We start from the raw sequence: 6,000 nt of genomic DNA on the forward strand, positions 1-6,000 counted from the left end.
AAAGGCATGCAATAAATTGAACTCAATGCTCGATTCCGTTTGCTTACGCATTTACACTGGCATCGTGTTGAGAGACGGTACGCTTGCGAACCTGATGAACGATAATGACCGCAAGCAGCATGATGCCGGCAACAAGGGTTGCAGACCAAAATAACCCGTCAAACCCGATTCCTGCGGCATCATGAACGGTCTTAAGGAGCAGCTCTTTTACAGGCGGCGATGGGATCTTGTCGATCATAGACATCATGGTCGCCATATCCCCATTTGTGGGGATTTGAGCCATTGCCCCTGGCGTAAGCTCAATGCCTGCCTGCTGCGCATTGCTTTGCAGGACATCTCCAAACTGTGAGAACCCTCTCGTCAAAAAGCTTGCATAGATCGTAGGGGCGATGGTCATCCCCATTTGGCGGATTAGGGATACGCCAGCAAGCGCCACCCCTTTATTGCCTTTAATATGCTCGGTCGCGATGATATTGATCGGAGCGCCGATCAGCGTTCCGAAACCTATGCCGACGAACAGGCTCGCTATAACCATCTGCCAAGTATGTTCCACCCATAATGGGAACAAGGCGTAGCCGATCATGGCAATGATGCTTGCGGCAAACATGGTGAAGGTCGGTCCCTTCTTGTCGATCACGATCCCGCCCATAGCGGCTCCGACTCCAGCAGCTAACGCAAGCGGCGTAAACCAATAGCCGGACATGGAGCTTGCAACACCCAAGTACTGCTCCACATAGCTAGGAATAAAGATAACGGAGGCTAGAATACCGCCTGACAGCAGTGCCAATACCAAGGACCAGCGATAGGTTGGTGTCTTGAGCATGCTGATGGGCAGCACTGGCTCAGTTCCTTTGGCCTCCACCCTTTTTTCAAGATAGAAGAACATCACATAAAGCACGATCCCAATCATGACAAACGCAAGGAAGGGGACCGATGTAAAAATATCCTTAAAGGACGTTCCTTTTAGCTGTGTAAGTCCATACATCAAAGATAAGCTCGCGCTGCTGAGAACTAGAATACCTGCGATATCAAGTCTGGAAGATGTGCGCTCCTCTTGTTTTTCCAAAGATTTCGCACCAAGAATAAGCAGGATGATGGCAATCGGAATATTGATAAGGAACAGCCAGTGCCAAGTGCCGGCTACAGACAGAATAAAAGAACCGATATTTGGCCCGAGTACGGAAGCGATCCCGTTCATCCCGCCAAGCATGCCAAGCGCACGGCCCTGACGTTCCTTCGGAAAGGTATCAAGGATATAGGAGCTGGCCAAGATGAAGATGCCTCCGCCGCCAAGTGCTTGAAAGAAGCGGGCGATCAATAGAAAGGTGAATGTCGGACTAAGCGCGACTAATAATGATCCGATCCCGAATAGCGAAATTTCGGTTAAGAATAGGATTCTTCGTCCATAACGGTCGGAGAGCTTACCGACAATCGGAACACTAATGGTAAGCCCCAACGTGTAAATCGTAATAATCCATGCTCCCCAAGAGGGGGATACCCCGAAAGAGTGAATAAGTGTCGTTAGCGACGAGGTTATAATCCCGTTATCGAGCGCCCCCATAAAGACACCGATCATAAGGGTTATCATGGTAAGTCGTACCTTGTTGTTCATGGGTATACCTCCTTCAATCTTACGTCGAACAGATCTTCATGTACGAAAAAAAAAGCTGGATGCATTCAAGCAGCCAAGCAAGTAAAGAAAAATGTTTTACATAGTATAAGAATGAATAATCATAATTATAATAGTCATGAATGACTAATTAGTTTACGAGTAAAATATATCTCCTTTTGATCTTATAGTCAAGTGTGACTATAATGAGGGTAGGGGGTGACATCCATGATGGACGAGCGTGAGCTGCTGGTGCTTGGATTGCTAATGGTACAAAGCCAGCATGGCTACCAAATCAATGATTTTATAGAAAAGAACATGGGTCGGGTGTCGGATATGAAGAAGGCAACCGCCTATTCGCTATTAAAAAGGCTGGACAAGGCTGGGTACGTAGACGTAACGATTGAGCAGGAAGGCAATCGCCCGCCGCGTCAGGTATATACGATCACACCTCAAGGGGAAGTGTACTTTCTAGACTTGCTGCGCAAGAGCCTCGGGCAAATGGAGAACCTCACACCTCAAGGAGATATCAGCATTATGTTTATGGATCATCTCCCTGTGGAAGAGGTTACCGCCCGCCTTCAAGAACGGCATGCGAAGGTTGTGGAATATATCGATATGCTCAAATCAGTGCCGCCGCACGCTCAAGGTGCGGGTATCGATATCTCCATACAGCATCGCATTGCGCTGTTAGAATGTGATGAGCACTGGTTAAGCAATACCATAGAAGGATTAAAGAATGGAACGATTCAATTCTGATATAAAGCTTCACAATGAACACAACGCCATATGATGCCGACTAGGCGGATGGCGTTGTTTTCTATTCTCCAAAAGGAACTATTGTATTTTTCAATGGTTTGGATTATAGTTAAACTAACTTTTAGTAATAAGCTTTCCATGATAAATTCGATTTGGGGTGAAAAGAAGTGCCACGCGTGCGCAATGGGCATGTGCTGAAGTATGAGGATGGACAATATTTCATAGAAGCAGCGCCATTTATCACAGCCAAGCTCGATGAAGCGGAATTATACTTTAAGTACTTCGACCTGATGGAGGCGCAGGCAAGAGCGCTTCAAGCAACAGGGAAGACGGTTAACATTACGGCAGTCCGCTTTACGATCACAGATATCGATGAGCGGCAGTCGTGAATCAGCATCCTATCACGTTTAATATTTCAAATTAACAATAAGAATAAGGATCTTCGGGGCAGGGTGAAATTCCTGACCGGCGGTGACGTATCTGAGATGTTTAGCTGCGAAGCCCGCGACTCCCTATGCCAATTGGCATTTGGGACTGACTTGGTGCAATTCCAAGGCCGACGGTATAGTCCGGATGGAAGAAGATCATCATGTAGACATATTGAGTACCAGCTCAATAGGTTTATTTGATTATGCCCCGTCCAGCGTGTTTACGATGTGACGGGGCTTTTTGCCGTTTGGTCCTGTATTCGCGAGAGGGAGTTATTTGCATGAGTAGTCAATCAGAACGTTCAATGAACAAAGGAAGAGCAAGCAGCACAGGCTTCTGGCTTGTTGTAATCGGAGCAGCGCTGTGGGGTGTCGATCCACTCTTCCGCGTCATCCTGCTAGACACCTTTACGAGCAGCCAGATTGTGCTGCTGGAACACATTATTATTATGGCTATTGCCATTCCGGTACTATGGCGAAACCGTCAGGACATGAAGGGACTAAAGCTTCGTCATATCGGGGCTTTGCTCTTTATCTCATGGGGGGGATCGGCATTAGCGACGATCCTGTTTACGCAAGGACTTGCAGGCGGGAACCTGAATGCGGTGCTGCTGCTGCAGAAGCTGCAGCCGATCTTTGCGATCATCTTGGCACGCATCATTCTGCGTGAGCAATTGCCGAAGCATTTTGGCTTCCTGTTGGTTCTGGCACTGTTTGGGACGTATTTGCTTACCTTCGGCTGGTCTTTGCCATTTAAAGAAGTGCATGAATTTATCCAGATCGGAAGCCTTCTCTCGATTGGCGCCGCAGTATTGTGGGGCGGCTCTACAGTCATGGGCAGTTACATGCTGAAGTCGATGAAATATGAGACCGTAACGTCGCTGCGTTTCGTGCTGGCGCTGCCGCTTCTCCTTGGCATTACGGTATGGGAAGGCGAAGCGTGGAGTTTGCCGGCATCGATGGGGCAAAGCGGTCTTGTCATTCTGAATCTGGTTCTTCAAGCATTGCTGCCTGGTTTGCTGAGCCTGCTGTTCTACTATAAAGGCTTGAGCACAACGAAGGCCTCCTATGCGACGCTTGCTGAGCTCAGCTTCCCGATGGTTGGCGTTATCATCAATTGGATCGCGTTCCAGCAAATTGCGACAATCACGCAGATCCTCGGCTTTGTTTTTATTTGGTTCACGCTGTTCCTCATTTCCCGACAGAAGGAAGAAGTTCTGGCGGCTTAACACGAAGGCAGCTTATCAAGGATGATGCTCACTGCATGCACAGTGAGGTCATCCTTTTTTATTTACTTGGAATGTCAGGCGCTCTCGAATAGCATTAACGTTGAATCGCTTCAAGATAGGAGTGTTCATGGGTCTTTAGCAAGATGGAAAGTTGAATTATAGAGTGTGATATAGATCATATTGACTACTTATATTGTAAAACACAAGCAAATAACGAACATTAAAATGAAAAAATAGAGCGATTATTCGTAATTAGGGTTGACAAAATTCGACCTGATTCATACAATAAAGAAGCACAACAAAAACACATTTTTGCTTTTCGTATAATCCTGAGAATTGGCTTGGGAGTCTCTACGAGGTCACCGTAAATGACCTGGCTACGAGAAGATCATTGGACTTGATCATTGGAATGACCTGCATGTTCGGCATGCGTGGGTACATTGCTTTGAACGGAAGCCCTGATCTGTAAGTAGCCCTGGATCCATCCTTGGGCTATTTTTTGTTGTCAGAACTCATAAAAATGATTCTCATGAGGAGGATGTTGTATTCATGAATCGCTTCTTCAAAATCAAGGAGCACGGGTCAACGATCAGAACGGAAATTATGGCAGGGATTACGACGTTCATGACGATGGCTTATATCTTGGCAGTCAACCCAGATACACTTACAGCCTTCGGCAAGACGGGTATGGAATGGTACCCTGTATTCTTGGCTACAGCTATCGCAGCAGGCGTGTTCACGATTGCAATGGGGATTTTCGTTAACTTCCCAGTTGCAGTAGCGCCAGGGATGGGGCTTAACGCTTACTTTGCATCCGTAGTTATTTCGACGGCAGCAACCGGTCATCCAGTGACTTGGCAGATGGCGTTAACCGCTGTATTTATTTCCGGTCTTATTTTCCTCTTGTTAACGATAACGAATGTTCGCCAGATGCTGATTGATGCGATTCCAGACGGACTTAAGCATGCAATCACGGTTGGTATCGGTTTGTTTATTGCAATTGTTGGTTTGAAAAATAGCGGCTTGCTTTCCGTGTCAGTGGAAACGTTGAATGATGTAACAGCAGGCACATTTACTTCCTTGCTTGGATTCGAATCTGTGTTCGGAATGGGAAGCTTTACAGATCCAGGCGTGCTGCTTACGATTATTGGACTGGCCTTGATCTCCATCCTGATGGTACTTAACGTGAAGGGTGCGATCCTGTTCGGTATCGTCGGTACGACTTTGATCGGTATCCCGATGGGCGTTGTCGACTTCAGCACGATTGGTGCTGTATCCGAGAAGGCACCTTGGATTCCAGACTTCACACAGCTTCACTTCTTTGAATTTGACTTTGCAGGCATTATGGGTGTCGGAATCGTATCCATTATCCTGACATTCACCTTCGTAGAGTTGTTCGATACATTTGGTACGTTGGTTGGTACAGCTACTCGCGCCGGCTACATGAAGGACCCTGTTGAAGGCAAGAAGCGCGTAGGTAAAGCGATGCTGGTTGACTCTGTTGCGGTAAGCGGCGGTGCGATGCTTGGTACTTCTACCGTTACGGCATTCGTTGAGAGTACAGCAGGCGTAGCGGAAGGCGGACGTACAGGCCTTACGGCTGTAACAACAGGTGTATGTTTCTTGCTCGCCTTGTTCTTGGCTCCAGTAGTGGCGTTGATTCCAAGTGCAGCGACATCTGCAGCGCTGATCATCGTAGGGGTGTTGATGATGCAATCCGTTAGCGAGATCAACTTTAAGGATCTGGTTATCGGTATTCCGGCGTTCATGACAGTAACCTTTATGCCATTCACATACAGCATCGCGAACGGTATTTCCTTCGGTATCTTGTCTTATGTATTGCTTGCTTTCGTTTCCAATACATTTACGAAGTCCGAGAATAAATACAAGATTCACTGGCTGATGTGGGTCCTGTTCGTCCTCGTGCTTGCTCGCTATGTGATGATGGGCGGCGGACATTAATCGCTTTTGATGG

The 6,000-nt window shown here is 47.2% G+C and carries 5 protein-coding genes and 2 riboswitches; of the genes, 4 read left to right on the plus strand and 1 reads right to left on the minus strand.

What is annotated here, in order from left to right; all coding sequences use genetic code 11:
* Positions 1-43: 43 nt before the first annotated feature.
* Positions 44-1,612: an MFS transporter gene (locus tag I2H74_RS21500; RefSeq protein WP_195576298.1), complete on the minus strand. Its 1,569-nt coding sequence runs from the start codon at positions 1,610-1,612 to the stop codon at positions 44-46.
* A gap of 225 nt (positions 1,613-1,837) precedes the next feature.
* On the opposite strand from I2H74_RS21500, the gene I2H74_RS21505 reads away from it, so the two are divergent.
* From I2H74_RS21505 to I2H74_RS21520, 4 genes are all read left to right on the plus strand, one after another.
* On the plus strand, positions 1,838-2,368 hold the full coding sequence (locus tag I2H74_RS21505) for a PadR family transcriptional regulator (protein ID WP_229106923.1): 531 nt from the start codon (positions 1,838-1,840) through the stop codon (positions 2,366-2,368).
* Between the two features lie 167 nt (positions 2,369-2,535).
* On the plus strand, positions 2,536-2,757 hold the full coding sequence (locus tag I2H74_RS21510) for a hypothetical protein (protein ID WP_195576299.1): 222 nt from the start codon (positions 2,536-2,538) through the stop codon (positions 2,755-2,757).
* 45 nt (positions 2,758-2,802) lie between these two features.
* A riboswitch (FMN riboswitch) is annotated at positions 2,803-2,957 on the plus strand.
* Positions 2,958-3,077: 120 nt separating this feature from the next.
* Positions 3,078-4,025, plus strand: a complete 948-nt coding sequence (locus tag I2H74_RS21515) for a DMT family transporter (protein ID WP_195576300.1) — start codon at positions 3,078-3,080, stop codon at positions 4,023-4,025.
* A 299-nt stretch (positions 4,026-4,324) separates the two neighbouring features.
* Positions 4,325-4,425, plus strand: a riboswitch (purine riboswitch).
* 149 nt (positions 4,426-4,574) lie between these two features.
* Complete coding sequence (locus tag I2H74_RS21520; RefSeq protein WP_195576301.1) at positions 4,575-5,987, plus strand: NCS2 family permease; 1,413 nt, start codon at positions 4,575-4,577, stop codon at positions 5,985-5,987.
* The last annotated feature ends 13 nt before the right edge of the window (positions 5,988-6,000 follow it).

This window comes from Paenibacillus sp. 1001270B_150601_E10 (assembly GCF_015558675.1).
Taxonomy (GTDB): domain Bacteria; phylum Bacillota; class Bacilli; order Paenibacillales; family Paenibacillaceae; genus Paenibacillus_B.

What these genes read in the sequence shown, in the direction of transcription:
- I2H74_RS21520 (WP_195576301.1), top strand. Translation starts at nt 4,575, where the DNA reads ATGAATCGCTTCTTCAAAATCAAGGAGCACGGGTCAACGATCAGAACG.
- I2H74_RS21500 (WP_195576298.1), bottom strand. Translation starts at nt 1,612, where the DNA reads ATGAACAACAAGGTACGACTTACCATGATAACCCTTATGATCGGTGTC.
- I2H74_RS21505 (WP_229106923.1), top strand. Translation starts at nt 1,838, where the DNA reads ATGATGGACGAGCGTGAGCTGCTGGTGCTTGGATTGCTAATGGTACAA.
- I2H74_RS21515 (WP_195576300.1), top strand. Translation starts at nt 3,078, where the DNA reads ATGAGTAGTCAATCAGAACGTTCAATGAACAAAGGAAGAGCAAGCAGC.